Source organism: Halobacterium sp. KA-6 (genome assembly GCF_021029015.1).
Taxonomy (GTDB): domain Archaea; phylum Halobacteriota; class Halobacteria; order Halobacteriales; family Halobacteriaceae; genus Halobacterium.
Window position 1 is genome coordinate 59,038 of sequence record NZ_JAJJZH010000003.1, and the last position, 21,144, is coordinate 80,181.

Genomic DNA, 21,144 nt, shown 5'->3' on the forward strand with positions numbered 1-21,144 from the left:
CTGTGACTTCCAGCGACTGCTGAAACCTGACCAACAATCCTCTACCCAAGAGCGATTGTTGATATATCTACACTCTGCGTGGCCGGCGCTAACACACCGGCAAGCCACTCCCAGAAGCGGCGAACGCCCTAAAGGACGCGCTGTTAGTAGTTGTCGTAGACGGTCTTCTCGATGGTGTAGAACTCCAGGCCCTCGTCGCCCTGTTCGCGCCAGGTTTCGGAGGACGACCGCTTGAACCCACCGAAGGGGACGTGTAGTTCGAGGCCAGTCGTTTTCTCGTTGACTTTGACGACGCCCGCCTCGGCTTCGTCGACGAAGCGATTGGCTTCCGTGTGGTCATCCGTGACGACGCTCGCCGACAAGCCGTACTCGACGTCATTCGCCACTTCTAGGCCTTCGTCGAAGTCGCTGATTTTGATGACGGCGACGACCGGCCCGAATACTTCTTCCTGAGCGATACGCATGTCATTGTCAACGTCCGTGAACACCGTCGGCTCCACGAAGTAGCCGGTGTCGTACTCGTCGGGCGTGTCGCCGCCCGCTGCGAGGGTTGCGCCTTCTTCTTGGGCGATGTCGATGTAATCGAGCGTGGATTCGAGTTCGCTCTTGCTGACCTGTGGCCCCATCTCGTGGTCGAGGCCAGGACCGATATCGATCGATTCGGCTTGGTCGACGAGTGCGTTGACGAACTTATCGTAGACATCCTCGTGGACAATCGCACGAGAGCACGCCGTACAGGACTGGCCGGTCGTCCCAAAGCCACCGTTCGCGACGATTTCCGCGGCTTCCGCGGGGTCGGCGGAGTCGGTGACCAGCGTCGGGTTCTTGCCGCCAAGTTCGGTCTGGACGCGCTTGCCCTGGTCGGTCGCCTGGTCGTACACCATCTCCCCAACCTGGCTGCTGCCCGTAAAGGAGACGGCATCCGTACCCTCGTGCTCAATAAATTCGCTGCCGACCGAGCTCCCCGGGCCAGTCACGACGTTCAACACGCCGTCCGGAAGTCCCGCCTCGTCGAGTGCTTCCGCGATAGCAAGCACGACGCCAGGCGCGTCGCTGGCGGGCTTGAGCACGACCGTATTCCCAGCAGTGAGGGCAGGTGCAAGCTTCCACGCGGGGATGGCGATGGGGTAGTTCCATGGAGTCACTAGCGCGGCGACGCCGACCGGTTCCTTACGCGTGTACAGCGTCGTATCCTGGCTACTGGAGGATTTCACGGTGCCGCCGAGGTCCGAGGCTTTGCCCGCGAAGTAGTGGAAGATGTCAATCGCGCGCTGGACCTCGCCGGCTGCTTCGGGACGCGCTTTCCCCTCTTCGTTGACGAGGAGTTCCGTGAGCTCGTCCTTGCGGTCGGCGAGAATCGAACCGGCCTGTCGGAGGATGCGGCCGCGTTCCGGGCCGGCTGTGTTCGCCCATTCGTCCTCAGCGGCGACGGCAGCCTCGACAGCCTCAGTCGCATCACCGGCGTTAGACTGCTGGTAGCTCGCAACCGTCTCACTGGGATTGGCTGGATTCTCAACATCGAAGGTCTTGCCTGTCTCCGAAAGGGCCCACTCTCCGTCAACGTAGTTCTGCTTGGTTTCAGTCACACTCGAAGCGTCGCAAGTCAACCATACCATTCTTACGATTCCGGCACTCTTAGATCCGGCGTCCAGTACACTTTTGGAAGGAGCCACGAACCTAACTACCATGTCAGCCATCGACTATCTGAGCACCGTTCGCGACCGTGACTGGGAGCAACTTAAGTCCGGGACGCTCCGCGTCGCGATGGTCAGCCTCGGCTGGTGGACCCGCGAACAGGCGATGCCAGCCGTCGACAACTCCGAGTTCTGTGAGACTACGGTCGTCGTCAGCAGCAGCCACGAAAAAGCCGAGGAAGTCGCCGCCGAAACGCTGACCGTCGAAGCCGCACTCACCTACGAGGAGTTTGAGGCAGGCGATGCAATCGATAAGTACGACGCCGTCTACGTCTGCACGCCAAACGCACTCCACCTACCGTATGCGGAAGCCGCCGCCGAACACGGGAAAGCAGTCCTCTGCGAGAAACCAATCGAGGCCACCCGTGAGCGCGCACAAGCACTTGTCGAAGCTACTGAGGACGTTCCGCTGATGGTTGCCTACCGGATGCAGACCGACCCGCAGGTGCGCCGAATGCGCGAACTCGTCGCGGACGACGCCATCGGCGACCCCGTGGCCGTCCACGGGAATATGAGCCAGCAGATGCTGGACGTCGTCTCCAGCGACACCGACCAATGGCGCCTCGACCCCAACCTCGTCGGCTACGGCGCGACCGTAATGGACCTCGGCATCTACCCCATCAACACCGCGCGGTTCGTCCTCGACGCCGACCCCGTCAGCGTTACCGCCCAAATGCACTCCGAGGACGAGGCGTTCCGCGACGTTCCCGACCAGCACGCCGCGTTCACGATACAGTTCGACGACGGGACGTACGCCGCCTGCACGGCTAGCCAACACGGCGCCCGCTCGGGCCACCTCCGCGTCGTCGGCACCGACGGCGAACTCCGCCTCGAACCGACGTTCCTCGGGGAATCCCCGCAGACGCTGACGCTGCGCGTCGACGGCAAGGAGATGGAAATCGACGACGGCCGCCGGAACGTGTTCGGCGACGAGATGGCCGAGGAGTTCGACTACTTCGCCGACCGCGTGCTCCGGGAAGAACCGATTCACCCCGATGGCGACCACGCGCTCGTGGACATGCAGACTCTCGAAGCAATCTACGAAGCCGCCGAAACTGGCAGCACGGTCTCGCTGTAACTCATCGCGGCGTCCGAACGCTGAGAATCTGGAGCGTATGGGGAAGGGTGCGAGCTAGTGGCACATCCAAAGTTTTACTATCGGGTTGCGGAATATACGGACGCAAATGGTCGATCACGCGAAGCTCCGCGACCCGAACGCGGAGTACACCATGCGGGACCTCTCCGCAGAGACGATGGGCATCTCCAACGAGCGCGGTGGTGTCCGCGACGCGGAGATTACGGACGTACAGACGACAATGGTCGACGGCAACTATCCGTGGATTCTGGTTCGCGTCTACACCGACGCGGGCGTCGTCGGCACCGGTGAATCCTACTGGGGCGGCGGCGACACCGCCATCATCGAGCGGATGAAGCCGTTCCTCGTCGGGGAGAACCCCCTCGACATCGACCGACTCTACGAGCACCTCGTCCAGAAGATGAGCGGCGAGGGCTCCATTTCCGGGAAAGTCATCTCCGCTATCTCCGGCATCGAAATCGCGCTCCACGACGCAGCTGGCAAGCTCCTCGATGTTCCGGCCTACCAGCTCGTCGGCGGAAAGTACCGCGACGAGGTCCGCGTCTACTGTGACCTCCACACCGAAAACGAGGCCGACCCGCAGGCCTGCGCGGCCGAAGCCGAGCGCGTCGTCGAGAACCTCGGCTACGACGCCATCAAGTTCGACCTCGACGTCCCCTCCGGCCACGAGAAGGATCGCGCGAACCGCCACCTCCGCAACCCCGAAATCGACCACAAGGTCGACATCGTCGAGGCGACTACCGAGGCCGTCGGCGACAAGGCGGACGTCGCCTTCGACTGCCACTGGGCGTTCACCGGTGGCTCGGCGAAGCGCCTCGCCAGCGAACTCGAGGAGTACGACGTCTGGTGGCTCGAAGACCCCGTCCCGCCGGAGAACCACGAGGTCCAAGAGCAGGTGACGAAGTCCACAACGACGCCCATCGCGGTCGGCGAGAACGTCTACCGGAAGCACGGCCAGCGGACGCTGCTGGAGCCCCAGGCCGTGGACATCGTCGCGCCGGACCTGCCGCGCGTCGGCGGGATGCGCGAGACCCGCAAGATTGCAGACCTCGCGGACATGTACTACATCCCCGTGGCGATGCACAACGTTTCCTCGCCCATCGGGACGATGGCGTCCGCGCACGTCGGCGCCGCCATCCCGAATTCGCTGGCGCTGGAGTACCACTCCTACGAGCTCGGCTGGTGGGAGGATCTGGTCGAACAAGACGAACTCATCGAAGAGGGCCGCATGGAAATTCCCGAGGAGCCGGGTCTCGGCCTGACGCTCAACTTCGACGCCATCGAGGACCACATGGTCGAAGGCGAAACGCTGTTCGACGAGGCCTAGATTCGTCGAGCACGGGACACCGGGTCCCGAGCGGCCGACACGTAACCCTCTGACTCACGCGACCGGCCCATGACTCGGATCGGTAACGCGTCGAAGCCCGTTCGGTGGACTTCGCAATACGCCACTTCATCGTGCGATCGCGTCTGTCCGACAACCGAGTATTATCAGTGAGTTCACGGGCAGGGCGGCGATACTCTTTTAACTACATCGGTGTATCAACGAGTATGCGGTACTACCGACTCCCTAGTAGAGAGCAGGGGACGGACTCGGAGTCCCTCGTCGTCGTCGACGAGGAAGAAGACGCCTACAATCTGGCGACGGCGTCCGATGACCTCGGTTCGTTCACCGAACTCGCTCGCGCGGCGAACGCCAGCGACCGGTTCATTGACGCTATCGCGCGCGACCGGATTCCCGACGCCAACCAGTGCAAATTGGACGACACCGAACGGGACGCTCTCCTTCCGGTTGTCCCCGACGAAGTCTGGGCGGCGGGCGTCACGTACAGTATCAGCGAGGAAGCACGGAAGGCCGAGAGCGGGAAGCCTGAGGTGTATATCGACGTCTACGATAGCGCCCGCCCGGAGCTGTTCCTGAAAGCGACACCCTCGCGAACCGTCGGCCCGAACGATTCCATCGGCGTGCGCGGTGACTCCGATTGGAACGTCCCGGAGCCCGAGCTCGGCGTCGTCCTACACCGCGAGGAGGTCGTCGGCTACACCATCGGCAACGACGTCTCCAGCCGGGACATCGAGGGAGAGAATCCGCTGTACCTCCCGCAGGCGAAAGTGTACGACCGCTGTTGCTCGCTGGGCCCCTGCGTTGCGACCGGCGACGTCATCGAAGACCCCCACGACCTGGGGATGTCGCTGGCCATCGAGCGCGACGGCGAGGTCGTCTTCGAGGACGAAACCACAACCGCGGAGATGGCGACGACCTGCGAGACGCTCGTGAAGTACCTCCGCCGGCACAACAACCTCCCGGAGACGTTGGTGTTGCTCACCGGCACCGCACTCGTGCCGCCGGATACGTTCACTCTCAACGAGGGCGACGAGGTCACGATCAACATCGACCACATCGGCGAACTCGTCAACGACACCGTCGTCGTCTGAACACTTCGGACCGTAGTGACGCGCGACCGGTGAACCGAGCGACGGACGAGCGTACTTTGGGTGCTGCGTACGACGCGGGGAAAAGACGGCTACTGGTTCGCTATTCTTCGTTTTCGAACTCGGTCTCCGTGAAGTACGTCCGCCCACTTTCGGCGGCTTCGCCCGTGACCTCGAAGTCAGCGGTGAATGCGACGTCCGTGATAGAGTGGCCGACGCGGAACGCGTAGGGTCCTTCTTTGACGGTGAGGTTCATAGAGATCGCGAGGCGGATAACCCGACCCTTGAGGCCGGGGAGGAAGCCGACAACCAATGAGATAAACCACACGATGGCAGGGCTAACTCCACACCACCTTGAACGGATCCTTTCGAGTCCCTCTACCAACACTAATGAAGTATGGCAGTTGTCTGTAACACCCAGCTAAAGCTTGACGTTCCCGAGGGTGCTCACAGCGTTCTCGATGAGACGTTCGAGTAATTCCGTCAAGCGACCCAACACGTTGCTGACGCTAGATGGAGCGACGACCCCACAGAAATCGAGGATACGAAGAACACGCGCCACGAACAAACCTACACTACTGTTCGGGAGCAGTCCAGTCTGCAAGCCCGTCTCGTCCAATCTGCCCACAACCTCGCCGCCGACGCCCTCGGTAACTGCAAAGACCGCATCCTCGAAGATGGAAAGAAGGTAAGCAAACCCGAGTTCCAAGGAAGTGTCGGCGTGTACAACGGGCGCGCCATCACCTACAACGACGACCACGTGTCCCTCGCTACCGTCGATAATTAGTCTATGAGGATCCCTCACATAGGGGAGGTTGTTCCCGACGGGGAAATCTGTTCTGTATCTAGGAATACATTATCTATCAAAGGAAATACAATATGCCTGCGGGACTATCTATATCATTACTTAGGCCGCTATATCGGCCATATGCAAGTTCACTACTGCTATCCAAGAGTATACGGTTGTTCTGATATGTAGAATTCTACTTGAGGTGTGACCACGTCCATCGGTGAGTCCGACCCCGCATTCAATCGTGTCCGGTCTTGTCGTCCATCGAATTATCAATTATGGTCGCTATCGTGCGGAGACGCACGGCGACGAGCCCCGGTTTGCGTTATCTGGACGAGACTATTTGCGAGCAATTCCATTACTCGGTGGTGTCCAGTCCGACCACCAACAGAACGAGCGTGGCACACGGTTCGCTATCATAGAACGGAACGGCGGCAAGAGCAGTACTATCTATCGAGAATGCCCACTTCAGCGATATTAATACTGTGTTGTGGACAGCGACGCCGGTTGGTCCGGTACTGCAATAGGATATTACACCGATACATTTGTAATGACGGAGCAAGTAGCTAGCGACATGAGTGAGTCTCCGTCGCGGCCGAACAGCAAGGTTGCCCGCGTCATCGAGAAGTACGACCTTGGCGGCATGGGCGAACAACTCGAAGTAGCCTGGACGGGCGAACGCGGCGAGCGAACGAGCCTACGCGACCTCGCCGACGAGTTCAACCGCGCAGTACTGGACGCAGCCATCCGGCGCTCAGACGGCAGTATCTCCGAGACAGACCTCCAGAGTGCTTACCAGACACTCACCGGAAACGACGTTTCCAGCGGCGACCGGATGCGGAAGCAGCGCGAACTCGAAGCGATGGGCGTCGACGCCGACGCCGTCCAGTCCGACTTCGTCACGCACCAGGCAATCCACACGTACCTCACGGAGTACCGCGAGGCCGAACTTCCCGACCAGTCTGGTGACCCCAACCAGAAAGCAGAGATGCTCGAACGCCTCCAGGGCCGCACCTCAGCCGTCACTGACTCGACCATCGAAGGGTTGGTGTCCAGCGGCGAACTCAGCGAGCGTGACTACGACGTTATCGTCGACGTGCGCGTGTTTTGTGGGGATTGTGGAACCGACTATGCCGCCGGCGAACTGCTCCGGCAGGGCGGCTGCGACTGTGGCGAGGCATGAGGAACCTGTGGGTAACAACACTTATGCCGTAGCCCCTTATCATACGTAACTAATGGCATCACAGCAGCCTGTCGAACGTGACGTCCGCGTTCACGCTCGCAACATCGGTGGTATCGACGAGGCCGAAGTCTCGCTCCCCCCGGGTGTGACCGTGCTCACCGGCCGAAACGCGACCAACAGAACGTCGTTCCTCCAGGCGATTATGGCGGGTCTGGGTAGCGAGCGCGCCTCGCTGAAAGGCGACGCCGATGAGGGGGAAGTCGAACTGCAGGTTGGCGACGAAACCTACACCCGAACACTCACGCGAAGCGGCGATACCGTCGTCTATGGCGGCGACCCCTACCTTGACGACCCCCAGGTCGCCGACCAGTTCGCATTCCTCCTCGAAAACACCGAAGTCCGCCGCGCCGTCGCGCGCGGCGACGATCTCCGTGAGATCATCATGGACCCGGTGGACACCGAGGAAATCGAGTCCCAGATTCGCGAACTCGAAAACGAGAAACGCGACCTCGACAACCAGATCAAGGAGCTCGAGCGAATCGAGCACGAGCTCCCGGAACTGGAAGCCGAAAAACAGAGCCTCGAAGCGGATCTCGAAGAAGCGCGCGAGGAGCTCGCCGATGTCGAGGCCGAAATCGAGGAAAAAGACGTCAGTCTCGAACAGAGCCGCTCCCAGAAGGAAGCCATCGAGGAGGCCTTCGAGGCACTGCGGGACGCCCAATCCGACCTCGAAGATGTCGAGTTCGAACTCGAAACCGAACAGCAGACCCTCGAAGACCTCCGTGACGAGCGCGACCAGCTTGAAGCCGAACTTGACGACGTCGACGAGCACGACGAGAACCCCGACCGGCTCGCCGGTCGCATCGACGAACTCCGTGAGCGCAAGCGAGCGCTCGACGACACGATTAGCCAGCTCGGCAGCGTCATCAACTTCAACGAGGAGATGCTCGACGGCGAAGGCCTAGACCTCGACGAGTTCGGTGACGAGACCGACTCCGATGCCGACCCGACCCAACAGCTCCTCGGCGACGCCGAGGACGTCGTCTGCTGGACGTGTGGCTCCGAGGTCGAGCGCGACCACATTGAGGGGACTGTCGACCACCTCCGCGACCTCCGTGCGGAGAAACTCGACGAGCGTAGCGACCTCGACGCACAAATCGACGACCTCTCGTCGACTCGCTCGGAGATTCAGCGACAGCAGCGCGAACGCGAGCGCACCGAGCGACGCCTTTCGGAAGTCGAGAACGAAATCGAGGCCACCGAGAAGCGCATCGACTCCCTGGAGAACTCTCTGGAGGACCAGCGCGAGGAAGTCCAGCGCCTCGAAGCCGAGACCGAGGACGCCGGCACGGGCGGTGACTACGACGAAGTGCTGGAGCTCCACCGCAAGTCCAACGAAGTCGAACTCCGCGTCGACCGCCTGGAGAGCGACCTCGAGGACGTCGAATCCAGTATCGCCGACCACGAGGAGACGCTCGGCGAGCGCGACGAACTGGCCGAGCGCCGCGATGAAATCGATGACGAACTCACCGACCTCCGGACGAAAGTCGACCGTATTGAGGCCGAAGCCGTCGAGGAGTTCAATGACCACATGGAGTCCGTGCTCGCAGTGCTGGAGTACGACAACATTGAGCGCATCTGGGTCGAGCGACGCGAGCGCGAGGTTCGCGAGGGTCGCCGCAAGGTTGAGAAGACCACCTTCGACCTCCACATCATCCGCGCAACCGACGACGGCACCTCCTACCGGGACACCATCGACCACCTTTCGGAGAGTGAGCGCGAAGTGACCGGGCTCGTGTTCGCGCTAGCGGGCTACCTCGTCCATGAAGTGTACGAGGACGTCCCGTTCATGGTGCTGGACTCCCTAGAAGCCATCGACTCCGACCGCATCGCACGCGTCGTGGAATACTTCAGCGACTACGCCGACTACCTCACCGTCGCACTGCTCCCGGAGGACGCCCAGGCGCTCGACGACGACTACGCCTACGTCGAGCAGATCGACTAACGGTCGCATCCCCGTTCGACGGCTTTGTGATCGGGAAGGAAAATCCGCTGTCGCCACCTGTTCGAATGGCGCTATTGGAATTGGCTATTGAAATTATATGAGACTGGTAGTTCATCGTTTCTATACAGTTTATTATCTATCCGAGTTTGACGCCGTGTCGCGTATTCCGGACGAAGGTTCGAGACCGTGGTTCAAAGTTTTAGACAGGCCAGTTTCGTACGGAAGGAGTGATAAAAACTCGCTACAAGTGTATCTATGCGATTTCGCTTTGCCGGAAGTTCGTGGTAGTTTTCGATACCTCAGTACCGGTGTGATTTCCGTTATCAGCCAGAAGCCGAGTTGTTAGGCATTTAACTCCCTTATTCTAGCTACTCGCCGAGTGAATCGTCGCCACTGCCCGACAAATATTGGATACCAATTACGAACCGCGAAATTTCTTTCAGAATATCATAACAACCATAATTAGAGAATATATCTAACTCTGATATTTTCCCTTCATCAAGACTGCCCGCCGGGTCGTGCGAACAACGCAATCGCCATCAGCACGGACCCCGCGACGACGGTGGCGCTGGACCAGACGAGTAGTTGTCGCGTCGTGCCGGGAGCAGTGGCGGCGAGGTCGACGAACACTCGGACGTCGATCGCCACGACGAGCACTGCACCCACGACGTCGAAGACGAGGTCGTAGGCAGTATCTTGCCAGCCATAGTACACCAACACAGGTTCGACGTCGTAGCGGTCGCCAACGGCTCGCGCGACGAGCTCCCCGAGTTCCCAGCAGATGCCGGCGACGACAGTGTAGCCGACTGCTGCGACGGCGACGACAACGGTGGAAACAGCGTCATCGATAGTAACGAGCAGGCCGGCGTACACGAGCGCCGTCAAGAGCGCCGCTGAGAGGGCGTGTGTCAGGTGGTCCCACCACCAAACCGAGTCGTAGGGGCCGAGCATCCCGATAGAGTGGAGGAGCCCAGCAACTGCCGTCCAGAACGCGAGTTCCGGGGCAACGAAGCCACGCTGGCCGAACTCGAATCCGGCAGCAGCGGCGACCGCGACTCCGGCAACACCGAGCGAGACAGCGGCGTTGACGGCCGCTGCGACGTTTTTACGACGTACGGCAAGCGCGAGCACGAACGCAATCGCGCCGAGCAGCGCGGTCAAGAGTGTAATCTCAACGCTGTTCATGGAATCTGGGACACCGATGCGCGGAAGATGGCGACAAGCCGATAAGACTCTTTGGACCATATCCATCCACCCGCCGACGCCACGCGTATATGGGGCTGCGGCACCTATGATGCCGTATCTTGCACTCGGACTCCGCCAGTCTCTACAAGGCACCCCGAACGAACGTCTCCCAGAATCAGGGGAAGTTCCGCATCCACCTCAACTTCCCCGGGCGAAACCTTCCGGACCACGAAGACCACGGCTACGGCCCGCTCGCAACCGTCGTAGAGTCGTTCATGGACCCGGACACGCTGATCTCGATGCACCAGCACCGCAACGAGGAAATCATCTCGTGGGTGCCCGAGGGCGTAATGCGCCATGACGACGGCGAAGGAAACAAACTCGTCACCGACCCCGAACACCTGATGGTAATGGGGTCCGGCAGCGGCTTCTGGCACGAAGAGCGCACGCTCGCTGACGACCCGCCGCTGCGCATGCTCCAAATCTTCGTGCGGCCCCACAGCCTCGATCTCCCAGCAACCATCCAACACGAACCCATTCCCGACCCCGTGGCCAACGAGTGGCGTCACCTCTTCGGCCCCGATACGTCAGACGCGCCCCTCACAGTGCGTAATACGGTAGACTTCTACGACGTCCGCCTCGACGCGGAGAGTAGTGTCGACCTCCCTTCGAAGGCGGGGCGAGATGTCTACTTCTACGTCTTCGATGGCGAGGTCACGGCCGACAGCACCCACTTCGACACGACGGAAAGCGGCCTGCTCGTCGACGACGACACGGTTACAGTCACGGCAGAAACCGACGCAGTTCTCGTCGCATTCCTCGTTGACCCCGACGCCCCCGTCACGCGACAGGGAACAGTCGGTCGCTAGGAGCGGTCAAAACGACGCGATCGCTGACTCGTTTGGCGTTCAGTTGACGTCGACGATTTCGACGTCGAACTCCAGCGTCTTGCCGGCGAGTTCGTGGTTGAAGTCCACGCGAATCTCCTCCTCATCAGCGTGAACGATTTCGCCGACCTGGCCGTTCTGAGCTTCCAGGTACGCGCCCTCTTCGGGCGTCTGCCCGCCGAGCATCTCGCGGAGCTCGTCCGTCTCAAAGGACTGGACGTTCTCTTCGTCCCACTCGCCGTAGCCCTTCTCGGGCGGGATTTCGATGGTCGTGGAATCGCCCTGCTCGAGGCCCACGAGGCCTTCTTCCATGCCCTCGATGACTTGCTGTTCGCCGACGTCGAGCGTCAGCGGCGCGTACTCGCGCTCGCCCTCTGCCTCGGTCAGGCCCGCGTCCTCGGCGACGGCCTCACGCGAGGTGTCAAAGACGGTACCGTCGTCCATTCGACCAGTGTACTCCAGGGTCACAGAATCGCCGGTAGCGATTGTCATACCCGAATAAGTATCGACGCACCGATAATCCCTTTCATTGAGAGACGAGCGACTACCGTTCGAGAACCGCGTGGCGTTCGAGCGTCACCGAGGAGTCGACGGCCGAAACCGTCGTCATCGGCCAGTCGCCCGTGACAGTTAGCGGTTCTACCTCCTCGTCAGTCACGAGGAAGAGATCTTCGCTCTTCGCGCCCTGTACGGTTGGATTCCAGGCGTACGCCATCGGTAGTTCGACTGATTCGGTGCTCTCGGGCGTCGCAATCCACTCGCGGCCAGCGAACCCGGCAGCACCCCCCTGATGGTGGTGTTCCCACTCGCCGTCCCAGCCGAGCGCCGCATACGCGTCCTGAATTGCCTCGAAGACGTCGCCGGCCGTGCCGCCCGCGCGGCCCATTTCCTGGGTCGCGGCGAGCGCGCTAGCCTCGACGCGCATCGCGTCGCGAGTCCGTTCCGTGAGCCATGCTGGCGCGTCGTCGAACGCGACGGTTCGCGTGCAACTACTGAACAGACCGTCGCGGTGAGCAGTGACCGAGACGAGTGCGTAGCCGCCGAGTGGTTCGTCCTTCGGGGTGTAGTGCCGATACGCCTGCGCGCGCTCGCTGCCCCCGACGAGGACCACCGGAGCCGCGATACCTTGCGATTCGAGTCGAGTCCGCAGCGTCGTTGCCGCGCTGCGCTCGGTCGTCTCCGGCGAGAGGGAGCGAGCGACCGATTCCACTGCGTCCGCCACGTCGCGAGCGAGGGCGCGGTACGTCTCGATTTGGTCGGCCGTGAGTGGCTGGCGGAGCGGTGACGCGTCGACGGCTGCGAACCCTTCGACGGGAAAATCCGCGGCCGCCGGTGTTGGGCTGGCGGCGGCGACGGCGGCCGCGAGGTCGCGCTCGTACCACTGGTACGTCTGGATCGTGATGTCCTCGGGAAGTTCCTCGGCGCGAAGCCGAGGTGCTTCGATGTTATTCGTGACGACCGTCACCGTGTCGCCGTCGTAGCCTACTGCTGCCTCGCCGATATCGCCCGTTCGGTCGACGATGTTATCTCCGCCCTCGGTGAGCCACGCAAACGAGTTCGGTCGCGCGAACCATACCGCTTCGTAGTCGGTGGACGCCAGATACGCGTCGAGACGCTTCGTTACGGTCATATTATCCACTTATTGGTTGTCGGCGACGAATTTCTCGAAGCGGTTCAGGCCTTCTTCGAGGTTCTCAAGGCTGTTGGCGAACGAGAGCCGAAGGTTGCCCGCGCCGCCCGGGCCGAAGCCGCTGCCGGGCGTGAGGACGACGCCGTAGTCGTCGCAGAGTTCTTTGGCGATTTCGAAGTCATCGCCGAGCTCGGAGACGTCGATGAACGCGTAGAACGCGCCGTCAGGCGTGGGCGCGGTGACGCCGTCAATGTCGGCGATGCGGTCGGCAACGTAGTTGCGGCGTTCGAGGAACGCGTCGTACATCGCCTCGATTGGTTCTTGGTCACCCGTGAGCGCTTCCGTGGCGGCCGCCTGTCCCACGCTGGACGGAGAGGCAGTCGTCGCCTCGTGAATCTTCGTCGTCTCCGAAATCAGGTGTTCGGGGCCGGCGAGCCAGCCGACGCGCCACCCGGTCATCGCGTACTGCTTGGAGACGGAGTCGACGACGAGCACGTTGTCCGTCTCCGCATCAGCGGCGAGACTGCGTGTCGGGCCGTCGTACGTCAGTCCCATGTAGACCTCGTCGGAGATGACCCACGCGTCGTGCTCGGCGGCAGCCTCGACGACCTCGAGCGCGACGTCCCGCTCGAACACCTGGCTGGTCGGGTTCGCCGGCGAGTTCAGGACGACCGCCGCGGTGTCCTCGGTGATGGCGTCGCGAACGACGTCTACGTCGAGTGCGTACCCTTCGTCCTCGTCGAGCGGGACGTTGACCGGCGTCGCGTCCGCGAGCTTCGCTTGCGCCTCGTAGTTCGGGTAGACCGGTGACGGAATGACAACCTCCTCGCCGTCTTCGGCGGTTGCAAGCAGCGCGAGGTGCAGCGCCTCCATGCCACCGACAGTTGCCATAATTTCGGACTCGGGGTCGAAAGATACGCTCCGCTCGCGCTCGAACTTCTCCGCGACGGCTTCACGAAGTTCCAGCGTCCCGGCGTTCGGTGTGTAGTGGGTCTCGCCACGCCGGGCTGCCTCGGCCGCTGCATTGACGATGTGCTCGGGCGTGTCGAAGTCCGGCTCTCCAACCTCCAGTCGGACGAGGTCGCCGTCGTGTTGCTCCGCGCGGTCGAACATCATGCGGATGCGCGAGCGTTCGACGCCCCGCACCCGTTCCGTGACGTCGGGCATGCTCGCACCGACACCACCCGACGGCTTACGGCTGGCGGTTGCGGCGACCTGTGACCGACAGAGGCCCTGTGGCGGCAGACGAAGTGAATTGCGTCGGCTCTGCGTGCGACGAGCCGTAGCGAATCGCTGCACCGGAACGCCCTGCTGGAAGCGCAACCATCCTCCGGGAGCAGCGAGAAGACAAGGTATGCGTGATTCAAACCGCGAGTGGGTGTTCGCCGAACGGCCCGAGGGCGAGCCAGACATGGATAGCTTCGAACTCCGCGAAGGTGACGTGCCGAGTCCGAAGCACGGCGAGCTGCTCGTGCGCGTCCATTACCTCTCCGTGGACCCTTACATGCGAGGCCGGATGCGTGATGCCGAATCGTACGCAGAACCGTGGGACGTCGGCAATCCGATGGAGGGCGCTGTCGTCGGTGAGGTTGTCGAGAGCGAGAGCGACGCGTACGATGTCGGCGACCTCGTGACGGGTAACGGGACGTGGGCGGACTACACCGTTCTCGACGCCGACAGTGTCGCCCCAGTGGACCCCTCGATTGCGGACCTGCCGGCGTATCTCGGTGTGCTCGGGATGCCCGGCCGGACCGCGTACTTCGGACTGTTGGAAGTCGGCGACCCCAAGCCCGGCGACACGGTCGTCGTCTCCGGGGCAGCGGGCGCGGTCGGCTCCGTTGTCGGCCAAATCGCGAAGCTCAACGGCTGTCGCGTCGTCGGGTTCGCGGGCACCGACGAGAAAGTCGAGTGGCTCACCGACGACCTCGGCTTCGACGCCGCAATCAACTACAAGGACGTCGACGACTACCGCGGTGCGCTCGACGACGCCACACCCGGTGGTGTGGACGTCTACTTCGACAACGTCGGTGGCCCGATTACCGACGCTGTGTTCACGAAGCTAAACCTCGACGCCCGCGTCGCCGTCTGCGGTCAGATTGCCCACTACAACGACGAGAGCGTACCGACGGGCCCACGGAAGCTCCCGCAACTCATCGCGCCGCGCGCGAAAGTCCAGGGACTGCTCGTCGGGGACTACGCCACGCGATTCGGTGAGGCCAGCGAGCAACTCGGCGAGTGGATCGCGACCGGAGAGATCTCTCACCGGGAAACCGTCGTCGACGGCTTCGAAAACGCGCCCGACGCGTTCCTCGGCCTGTTCTCCGGGGACAACATCGGCAAACAAGTCGTCAGCGTGGCCGACTCGGAATCCGAGTAGCGCGGCACGCGGCCCGCGTCCCGATCAATCGATGAACTCTTCGATGCGTGCGAGCGCTTCCTTGAGGTCGCCCAGTCCCGTCGCGTACGTGACGCGCAGGTGGCTCTCACCACCGGTGCCGAAGACGTCGCCGGGGACGACTGCGACGCCCTGTTCCTCGATGAGCGCCTCGGCGAACTCGCCGCTGTCGTCCCACGGGCACTCGGGGAAGACGTAGAACGCGCCCGACGCGGAGAAGCAGTCGATGCCCATTTCCTCGAAGCGCGAGAGCACGAAGTTGCGGCGGCGGTTGTACTGCTCGCGCATCTCCGCGACCTCGTCCTCGCAGTTGCGCAGCGCCTCGATAGCGGCGTGCTGGGCGGTTGTGGGCGCGGACAGCATCGTGTACTGGTGGATGCGGTTCATCGACTCGATGGCTTCCGGCGGCGCGAGCGCGTAGCCCAGTCGCAGTCCCGTCATCGCGTACGCCTTCGAGAACCCGTTGAACACGACCGTTCGCTCGCGCATCCCGGGCAGCGTCGCGATGGACGTGTGGTCGTGCTCGTAGGACAGCGCGGCGTAGATTTCGTCGGCGAACACGCGCAGGTCGTGCTCGCGGACGAAGTCCGCGACCGGTTCGAGTTCCTCGCGGGTCATCGTCGCGCCGGTTGGATTGTTCGGGTAGCACAGCACCAGCGTGTCCGCGTCGGCGGCACCCGATGCTTCGAGGACGTCACGCGTGAGCTTGAACTCGTCCTCGCGGCGCGTCGGCACGTCGAGGACGTCAGCGCCTGCGAGCCGCGCCGCCGGCACGTAGGAGAGATACGACGGCTGTGCGACCGCGACCGTGTCGCCGGGGTCGTGGAACGCGCGGAACGCGAGGTCGACGGCTTCGCTCGCGCCGGCGGTGACCAGCACCTCCTCGTCGGCGTCGTAGTCGAGGTCGTAGTTGTCGTCGACGTGCGTGACGATTTCCTCGCGGAGTTCGCGCAGCCCGCGGTTCGGCGTGTACGAGGTTTGCCCGCGCTCCAGCGACGTGATGGCGGCGTCGCGGGCCGCCCACGGCGGTGCGAAGTCGGGTTCGCCGACACCCAGCGAGATGATGTCGTCCTGTTCCTCGGCGAGTTCGAAGTACCGCCGGATGCCGCTGGGCGGGACGGTTTCGAGGCGTCCGGACTCCTCGAAGCTCATGGCGAGACCGAGAGTCGGTCGTCGTCGTCGCCGTCCTCGAACTCCACGCCACCCTCCTTGTAGGTCTCCATGATGTAGTGGGTGACCGTCTGCGTAATCTCGGGGACGGGCGCGACCTGCTCGCTGATGAAGTTCGACACCTCGCTCATCGAGTCGCCCTCGACGTCCATCGCGAAGTCGTAGTCACCGCTGACCAACCGCAGCCCCTCCACTTCGGGGAACTTCGCGAGGCGCTCGGCGATGTCGTCGTAGCCCGTCTCGCGGTCGAGCGTGACGTTCAACTCGACGGACGCTCGCACGCGCTCGGGCTCGATTTGATTCCGGTCGACGATGGCACGATAGCCGCGCACGACGCCGTCGCTCTCTAACTCCCGGATGGTTGCTTCGACCTCCTCGACGTCGAGGCCGGTCTGCCGGGCCAGGTCTTCGTTAGAGTAGCGCGCGTTCTCGCGCAACAACGGGAGTATCTTCTCGCGACTGCTCATGCGTACTCTCCACGGCATCACGATAAAAGGATTTCTCACCCACGGCAGAAACTGACACGCCACCGGTTTGGAGGACGGCCAGCCGAGGAGAGAGACAGAGTCGACGACTAATCAGATACAATAGTTACCTATTTTACCTAACTCGACTATTGGAGTTCTTTACCGTTGCGAGTGCACGCTCGACCGTGTTCGAACGTAACTTATTGTGTCAGGACGACGTAGCAACTGGTATGGTATCTACTGGTGACTCCGCACCGCAGTTTGAGGCGACGTTCGGAACGAGCGACCACGAGGACTTCGCGCTTGAAGACCAGCTCGGTGACGGTCCGGTCGTGCTGGCGTTCTTCCCGGGCGCGTTTACGCCGCCGTGCACGAACGAGATGATCGCACTACAGGACCGCCTTGACGACTTCGAGGACGCGGGCGCGTCCGTCTTCGGCGTGAGCGCGGACTCGCCGTTCTCGCAGGGCGCGTTCCGTGAGGAGCACGGCATCGAGTTCGACCTCGTCAGCGACATGACCGGCGACGCCATCCGCGCGTACGACCTCGAAATCGACATCGAGGACCTCGGGCTGTACGGCATCGCCAACCGCGCGGTGTTCGTCCTCGACGACGACGGCGAGGTGACGTACGCGTGGGTCGCCGACGACCCCACCAACGAACCCGACTACGACGCCGTGCTGGACGCCGTTCGGTCGGCCTGACCGGCGCAGACACGCCGCGCTTTTTCGGTGCGCACGCACCCTGAAGGAGAACGAGGAGCGGCGGAACTACGACCGCGGGGCGGGCTACGAGCCCGCCTACGACGGCGCGGTCTCATTGGTCACCTCGACCGTAATCGTCCGCTCGTCCGGTATCGCGTACGGCGTGCCGTCCTCGTCTACGACCCAGTCGAGGCCGAACGTGACCGTCTGGGTCGCGTCGCCCTTGACGTCGACCGTGCGCTCGTCGGTACGCACGGCGAGTTCGCCGACGGTGACCGTCCCGTCGCGGGTGTTCCCGTCGAACGCGGCGGCGCTGGCGGTCGACCGCCGGTCGGACCACATCCCGTGGCCCTCGCCGCGACTGGCGTCGATGCCGACGTCGGCTCCGAGACTGACGGCGGGCTCGCCGCTGCGCCGCGCGCTCATCGACATCGCGCCGACGCCGTCGTCCAGCCCGGACACCGTGACGTTCGTCGCGGACTCGTTGCCGACCGACACGTTCAGCGAGTCGGTTTCGAGCGTGACGTTCAGCGGCTCGCCGGTCGACTTCCCGACGACGAGCCGCGTGGTCGCGGTCGCGCCGCCGTCGCGGGTGTCGACGCCCGTGACGCGAACGCGGTAGAGGCCGGCGTCCAGCGCGTCGGCCGACAGCGAGAACTCCTTGTTCCAGCGGGTGTAGCGGTCGTCCATCTCGACATCGTGGGACGGCCCGAGGTCGACGCGCGCGACCGGCCGGCCGTCCACGCGCTCGACGCCCGCGAACCCGGGCGTGTTCGCGAACGCGTCGCGGAGCGCGTCGGCGCCCGCTCGGTCGCCGCGGAAGCGATCCGCGCCGACGTACACCGAGAAGTTCGCGCGCTCCGAGAACAGCGAGACGGTGGTGTCCGCGTCCCCGGTCGTCGCGTCGACGTACGTCGAGTTCGTCTCGGCGTCGAGGTCGTGACTGGTCACCTCGAAGGCAGCGGTCTCGTTTTCGGTCGTGCGCGTCAGCGTGCCGTTCTCGACCGCGAGCGCGTCACCGCCCGGGGGTTCGAGGACGTACTCGCCGAGCGGGAGCGTCGCGGACTCGACGACCGCCTCGCCGTCCGCGTCGAGGGCGACGCGGCGCTCGACGTGCCGCTGGATGTCGTCGTGTTCGCCGGGCACCGCGACGAGGTCGAGCGCGTCGGCGCTCGCGTTCGGGTACGCAAAGCCGAGCGCCTGTCCGCGGTAGACCGACTCGTTGGACGTCGGCGCGGCCTCCGCGTCGAGCGTCGTCGGGGCGGTGGCGTCGGGGAACTCCACCGACCAGACGCTCGTCGAGACGTTCCGCGCGCGGAAGTTCATCGTCGCCGCGGTCGCCCCGTCGCCGTCGCCGACTGCGGCGACGACGCGGGCCGTGTCCGCGTGAGTCGTCTGAAACTGCTCGGTACCGTTCGCCGCGACGCCGACGAACCGCGTCGTGGTGTTGTCGCTCCACTCCGTGCGGTCCGACCCGACGAGGACAACGCCGTCCTCGGTGTCGAGGACGTCCCTGACGCGCGTCTCGCCCGCCGTCGGGTAGACGCGGTTCCACTCGGGGACGCCGTCCGGGCCGACGCGCGCGACCCACGGCGTGGACTGGCCGCCGATGAACCCCGGGCGCATCGAGCCGGCGACGATGAGGTCGCCGTCCCCGGTTGGCTTCACGCCGACGACGCGGCCGCCGGTGGCGTCGCTGTACGTCTCGTTCAGCACGAGCGCGCCGGTCTCGTTCGCGCGCGCCACCCACGGCGTGTCGAACGAGCCACTGCCCGCGAGGACGAAGCCGTCGCCGGTCGTCTGCAGCGCGGTCGGCGCGGCGTCGACGCCGTAGGTGCGTTCGAGCGTCGCGTTGCCCGCGTCGTCGTAGCGCGCGAGCCGCACGTTGCTGTCCGCGTGCGTGTACGCGACGGCCACGCCGTCGTCGGCCTGCGCGAGCGCGAGGCCGCGCGCGACGTAGCCGGTGGTGTTCAGCGAGTCCGCCCACTGTCGCTCGCCGTCGGGACCGAGCCGGGCGATCGAGACGCTGACGTTCCACTGCGAGGCGTTCTCGGACTGCCGTCGCTCGGTCCGAACGACGTACGCGCCGCCGTCGCCACTGGACGCGACGGCCGCGATGCTCGTCCGGTTCGCGGACGCGTACTCGCGGGTCCAGTTCGTCGTGCCGTTCGCGCCGATGCGGAGCACGGTCGCGTTGGACGCGGGCAGGCCGCTCGCCCCGCCGAAGAGCGTGCCGCCGTCGCCAGCGTCGGCGAGCGCGGTGACGGAGAAGGCGTCGGCGGTGGCGTTCTCGACGACGTCGCCCACGCCGGGCGCGTCGTCCGTGCTGTTCGACTCGGTCGGCGTGCTCGTCGTGCCGTCGACGGTGCCACTGGGCTGGCCAGTGGTCGCCGTCGGGGTCTGCTCGCCGCCGGTGAACGGACCGCCGGCACAGCCGGCGGTCAGGAGGACGACGGCGACGAGCACGCACGCGAGGACCAATCGTCGGTGCATGCGTCGGGAGCGTCGTCGCCGACCCCGTAATAGGTTTCGTTCGAACTCAGGGGGTGACGACGAGCTTCCCGAGGTAGCTCTCCGCGAGCACGTCGCGGTGAGCGGCGGCGGCCTCGTCGAGGTTGTACGTCTCTGCGAGCTCGATGGAGAGTTCGTCGGTTGCCATCAGGTGCGCAACGCCGCGTAGCGGTACGCGGAGGTCTGGCGTGTTGAACATGCTCATAAACTGGTAGGTGACGTCCTTCGAGCGCGCAGCGCCGTCGTCGGTAAAGCCCGGGTCAGGGCTGTTCTCGCCGATGCCGATGACGCGAGCGTCGTGCGCGGCGACGTTCGCGTCGAACTGGAGGTAATCGTCGAGACGGTGGTCGAGCACGACGTCCACACCGCCGTTGGAGGCCGAGACGACGGCGTCCTCCAGGTCGTGACGTGCGTAGTCAAGGACGGTGTCAGCACCGAGCGCGCTGACGTCGTCGTGGTACTCTGGTCGCGCAGTCGTGAGCACGCGCGCGCTCACCGCGTCAGCAATCTGGACCGCAGCGTGCCCGACGCCACCGGAGCCGCCGTGGACCAGTGCGTACTCCGCGGGGTCGAGAGCAGCGTGATCGACGAGCGCGCGCCACGCCGTGACAGCCGCGACACCTGCCGCGCCAGCTTCGACGGCGTCCGCGCCGTCTGGCAGCGCGACAGTGCGGTCAGTTGGAACGGTCGCGTACTCTGCGTACGCGCCCTGATGCGCTCCGTTCCCGATGCCCGTGCCGTAGACACGGTCACCGACCTCGAACGCGTCGACGCCCTCACCGACCTCGGCGACGGTGCCAGCGTAGTCAACGCCGGGCGTGAACGGAAGCCCAACGGGCTCGTACGACCCCTCACGGAAGTACGTGTCTACGGGGTTGACGCCCGCAGCCGCTACCTCAATGAGGAGTTCTCCCGCGTCGGGAGATGGCCGATCAACGTCTTCGACGTGCATGACATCCGGGTCGCCGTGTTCCTGTAAGCGGACTGCTCGCAT

Annotated in this window: 19 protein-coding genes; 8 read left to right on the plus strand and 11 right to left on the minus strand. The window is 63.9% G+C overall.

What is annotated here, in order from left to right:
* Positions 1-143 precede the first annotated feature (143 nt).
* The gene (locus LPA46_RS08230; RefSeq protein WP_442908221.1) at positions 144-1,616 is read right to left on the minus strand and encodes an aldehyde dehydrogenase family protein; all 1,473 of its coding nucleotides are present in this window, start codon (positions 1,614-1,616) and stop codon (positions 144-146) included.
* A 70-nt stretch (positions 1,617-1,686) separates the two neighbouring features.
* Here LPA46_RS08230 and gfo6 point away from each other — a divergent pair, with 70 nt between their 5' ends.
* From gfo6 to LPA46_RS08245, 3 genes are all read left to right on the plus strand, one after another.
* Positions 1,687-2,772: a D-xylose 1-dehydrogenase Gfo6 gene (gene gfo6, locus LPA46_RS08235; RefSeq protein ID WP_230892106.1), complete on the plus strand. Its 1,086-nt coding sequence runs from the start codon at positions 1,687-1,689 to the stop codon at positions 2,770-2,772.
* Between the two features lie 106 nt (positions 2,773-2,878).
* Positions 2,879-4,117, plus strand: coding sequence for a mandelate racemase/muconate lactonizing enzyme family protein (locus LPA46_RS08240; RefSeq protein WP_230892107.1), 1,239 nt, complete (start codon positions 2,879-2,881; stop codon positions 4,115-4,117).
* Positions 4,118-4,341: 224 nt separating this feature from the next.
* Positions 4,342-5,226: a fumarylacetoacetate hydrolase family protein gene (locus LPA46_RS08245; protein WP_230892108.1), complete on the plus strand. Its 885-nt coding sequence runs from the start codon at positions 4,342-4,344 to the stop codon at positions 5,224-5,226.
* 100 nt (positions 5,227-5,326) lie between these two features.
* Here LPA46_RS08245 and LPA46_RS08250 read toward each other — a convergent pair whose 3' ends face one another.
* Positions 5,327-5,479, minus strand: coding sequence for a hypothetical protein (locus LPA46_RS08250; protein WP_230892109.1), 153 nt, complete (start codon positions 5,477-5,479; stop codon positions 5,327-5,329).
* A gap of 165 nt (positions 5,480-5,644) precedes the next feature.
* Positions 5,645-6,028, minus strand: a complete 384-nt coding sequence (locus LPA46_RS08255) for a hypothetical protein (RefSeq protein ID WP_230892110.1) — start codon at positions 6,026-6,028, stop codon at positions 5,645-5,647.
* A 559-nt stretch (positions 6,029-6,587) separates the two neighbouring features.
* Between LPA46_RS08255 and rdfA the strand changes: the two genes are divergently transcribed.
* Together rdfA and LPA46_RS08265 are read left to right on the plus strand one after the other, a co-directional pair.
* Positions 6,588-7,196, plus strand: a complete 609-nt coding sequence (gene rdfA, locus LPA46_RS08260) for a rod-determining factor RdfA (RefSeq protein ID WP_230892111.1) — start codon at positions 6,588-6,590, stop codon at positions 7,194-7,196.
* A gap of 52 nt (positions 7,197-7,248) precedes the next feature.
* Positions 7,249-9,201 (plus strand): archaea-specific SMC-related protein, encoded by a 1,953-nt coding sequence (locus LPA46_RS08265; RefSeq protein ID WP_230892112.1) that lies wholly within the window; start codon positions 7,249-7,251, stop codon positions 9,199-9,201.
* Between the two features lie 498 nt (positions 9,202-9,699).
* On the opposite strand, the gene LPA46_RS08270 is transcribed toward LPA46_RS08265, so the two are convergent.
* Positions 9,700-10,386: a hypothetical protein gene (locus tag LPA46_RS08270; protein WP_230892113.1), complete on the minus strand. Its 687-nt coding sequence runs from the start codon at positions 10,384-10,386 to the stop codon at positions 9,700-9,702.
* A 119-nt stretch (positions 10,387-10,505) separates the two neighbouring features.
* On the opposite strand from LPA46_RS08270, the gene LPA46_RS08275 reads away from it, so the two are divergent.
* Positions 10,506-11,255 carry a pirin family protein gene (locus tag LPA46_RS08275; RefSeq protein WP_230892114.1) on the plus strand — a complete coding sequence of 250 codons (750 nt, stop codon included), beginning with the start codon at positions 10,506-10,508 and terminating at the stop codon, positions 11,253-11,255.
* Between the two features lie 39 nt (positions 11,256-11,294).
* Here LPA46_RS08275 and LPA46_RS08280 read toward each other — a convergent pair whose 3' ends face one another.
* From LPA46_RS08280 to LPA46_RS08290, 3 genes are read right to left on the minus strand one after another with little or no spacing between them, the layout of a single operon-like run.
* Positions 11,295-11,765 (minus strand): FKBP-type peptidyl-prolyl cis-trans isomerase, encoded by a 471-nt coding sequence (locus tag LPA46_RS08280; RefSeq protein WP_230892115.1) that lies wholly within the window; start codon positions 11,763-11,765, stop codon positions 11,295-11,297.
* A gap of 52 nt (positions 11,766-11,817) precedes the next feature.
* Positions 11,818-12,903, minus strand: a complete 1,086-nt coding sequence (locus tag LPA46_RS08285; RefSeq protein WP_230892116.1) for a M24 family metallopeptidase — start codon at positions 12,901-12,903, stop codon at positions 11,818-11,820.
* 9 nt (positions 12,904-12,912) lie between these two features.
* Positions 12,913-14,070 carry a pyridoxal phosphate-dependent aminotransferase gene (locus tag LPA46_RS08290; RefSeq protein ID WP_230892117.1) on the minus strand — a complete coding sequence of 386 codons (1,158 nt, stop codon included), beginning with the start codon at positions 14,068-14,070 and terminating at the stop codon, positions 12,913-12,915.
* Between the two features lie 187 nt (positions 14,071-14,257).
* On the opposite strand from LPA46_RS08290, the gene LPA46_RS08295 reads away from it, so the two are divergent.
* Complete coding sequence (locus LPA46_RS08295) at positions 14,258-15,280, plus strand: NADP-dependent oxidoreductase (RefSeq protein WP_230892118.1); 1,023 nt, start codon at positions 14,258-14,260, stop codon at positions 15,278-15,280.
* 24 nt (positions 15,281-15,304) lie between these two features.
* Here LPA46_RS08295 and LPA46_RS08300 read toward each other — a convergent pair whose 3' ends face one another.
* Positions 15,305-16,450 carry a pyridoxal phosphate-dependent aminotransferase gene (locus LPA46_RS08300; protein WP_230892119.1) on the minus strand — a complete coding sequence of 382 codons (1,146 nt, stop codon included), beginning with the start codon at positions 16,448-16,450 and terminating at the stop codon, positions 15,305-15,307.
* Positions 16,447-16,935 carry an Lrp/AsnC family transcriptional regulator gene (locus tag LPA46_RS08305; protein ID WP_230890356.1) on the minus strand — a complete coding sequence of 163 codons (489 nt, stop codon included), beginning with the start codon at positions 16,933-16,935 and terminating at the stop codon, positions 16,447-16,449. Before LPA46_RS08305 ends, LPA46_RS08300 begins: the two co-directional genes overlap by 4 nt.
* Positions 16,936-17,165: 230 nt before the next feature.
* On the opposite strand from LPA46_RS08305, the gene LPA46_RS08310 reads away from it, so the two are divergent.
* Entirely contained in the window at positions 17,166-17,639 is a 474-nt protein-coding gene (locus LPA46_RS08310; RefSeq protein ID WP_230892120.1) for a redoxin domain-containing protein, read from the plus strand.
* Between the two features lie 96 nt (positions 17,640-17,735).
* Here LPA46_RS08310 and LPA46_RS08315 read toward each other — a convergent pair whose 3' ends face one another.
* Positions 17,736-20,132: a hypothetical protein gene (locus tag LPA46_RS08315; protein WP_230892121.1), complete on the minus strand. Its 2,397-nt coding sequence runs from the start codon at positions 20,130-20,132 to the stop codon at positions 17,736-17,738.
* Between the two features lie 46 nt (positions 20,133-20,178).
* Positions 20,179-21,144 (minus strand): NADPH:quinone reductase, encoded by a 966-nt coding sequence (locus LPA46_RS08320; protein ID WP_230892122.1) that lies wholly within the window; start codon positions 21,142-21,144, stop codon positions 20,179-20,181.